General features: G+C 65.4%; 1 protein-coding gene. It reads right to left on the reverse strand.

The window, feature by feature from the left end; genetic code table 11:
* The coding region (locus KBI44_20120; protein ID MBP9146788.1) for a KUP/HAK/KT family potassium transporter at positions 1-1710 on the reverse strand (1710 nt) is incomplete at its 3' end.
* Between the last annotated feature and the right edge of the window lie 226 nt (positions 1711-1936).

Below are 1936 nucleotides of genomic sequence, written 5' to 3' on the forward strand. Positions count from 1 at the left end.
CATGAAACCGTAGTGCGCGATGACCTCGCTGAAGCCATGTGCCAACTCGCGCATCTGGATCCTGTCCCGCTTGGGGACCTCCGGGATGCCCTCGGTCACGATGGTGAACAGAATGACCTTTTCGTGAAGCACCTTGTTGTGCTTGAAGTGGTGCAGCAGGATCGGGGGTGTCACCCCCATGGCCGAGGTCATGAAGACCGCCGTTCCCTTGACCCGGTGGGGGTTGTACGACTCGAGGCGGGCCAGAAAGGGGTCGATCGGCAGGCTCCCGATCTCGAGAAAGCTCCGCACTGCGCGCCGGCCGATCTTCCAGGTGGTCATGACAAAGAAGAAGAGCGAACCCACCATGAGTGGAAACCAGCCGCCGTGGACGATCTTCGGGATGTTGGCGAGGAGGAACGGAATCTCGACCGCGAGGAAGAGGGCCACGAGCCCGAAGGCGAGCGCGGGGGACCACTTCCAGCGCCGGATGATGACCGCGGAGAGCAGGATGGAGGTGCAGATCATCGCGCCCATGACCGAGATGCCATAGGCACCGGCGAGCTTGGAGGAGTCGCGGAAGCCCAGCGTGAGCGCGATGCAGGCGATCATCAGGAGCCGGTTGATCTCCGGTACGTAGATCTGGCCGCTCGCCTCGCCCGAGGTGTGGATGATCGAGAGCCGGGGAAGATAGCCCAGCTGCACGGCCTGCTGGGCGAGCGAGAAAGCGCCCGAGATCATCGCCTGCGAAGCGATCACCGCCGCTGCGGTGGCCAGGATCACGAGCGGATAAAGGAGCATCGAGGGCGCGAGGCCGTAGAACGGATTCGCCACCGCGAGAGCGCCGCGCTCGAGCAGCAGGCTCCCCTGGCCGAAGTAGTTGAGCAGGAGGGCCGGGAAGACGAGCGAGAACCAGGAGATGCGGATCGGGCCGCGCCCGAAATGACCCATGTCGGCGTAGAGCGCCTCTCCTCCCGTGACGCAGAGCACGACCGAGCCCAGGATGAGGAAGCCGTGCAGCCCGTTGTCGGCGAAGAAGCGCACGGCGTGCGCCGGGTTGATCGCTCCCAGCACCTCCGGATGGCGGAGGATGGCCGGGATGCCCAGTGCCGCGATCGCCGCGAACCAGACCAGCATCACCTTGCCGAAGACCGCGCCGATCCCGGCGGTACCCTTGCGCTGAACGAGAAACAGGGCGAGGAGAATCCCGACCGCCAGAGGCACGATCCAGGGGCGGAAGATCGGAGTCGCCACGTCGAGCCCCTCGAGCGCGGAGAGGACGGAGATCGCCGGGGTGATCATGCCCTCGGCGAGGAGCAGCGCCGTGCCGACCAGGGCGAGGCTGACCAGGATCGTCCAGCGCTTCCTGCCCGTCTCGCCTTTGCCGGGGTGACTCCGCTGTTCGGTAACCAGTGCAAGGAGCGCGAGGATGCCGCCGTCGCCATGGTTGTCGGCCCGCAGCACGAAAGAGACGTACTTGACCGAGATGATCAGCGTGAGGGCCCAGAAGACCAACGAGAGAACCCCCAGCACGTTGCCGAGCAGCGGTGCGACACCGTGCGCGGGGTTGAAGCACTCCTTCATGGCATACAGCGGCGAAGTTCCGATGTCGCCGTAGACCACGCCCAAGGCGCCCACACCCAGCCGCGCCAGGTCCTTCGGCGAGCGGATGATCGGTGCGTGGGAGGTCAGATTGACGTCGACGCCGGTCGACGACTCGGTCTTGGTCATACGAGGGCGGAGCGTAACACGCGAGCGCCGGCCACCACTCGGCCCTGCAACGGCAACCGCTGGATAATCAATGACCTGCTCCGCAACTCAGAGCCGAACCTAAATCTCGACCTGGGCGCCGAGCTCGATCACGCGGTTCGGGGGAATGCGGAAGAATGCGTTGGCGGGCCGCGCGTTGCGAGCAAGGTAGACGAACAGGCTCTTGCGCCAGCCGGCCATGGCCGAT

The sequence above is a fragment of the Thermoanaerobaculia bacterium genome, from assembly GCA_018057705.1.
Lineage (GTDB): Bacteria > Acidobacteriota > Thermoanaerobaculia > Multivoradales > JAGPDF01 > JAGPDF01.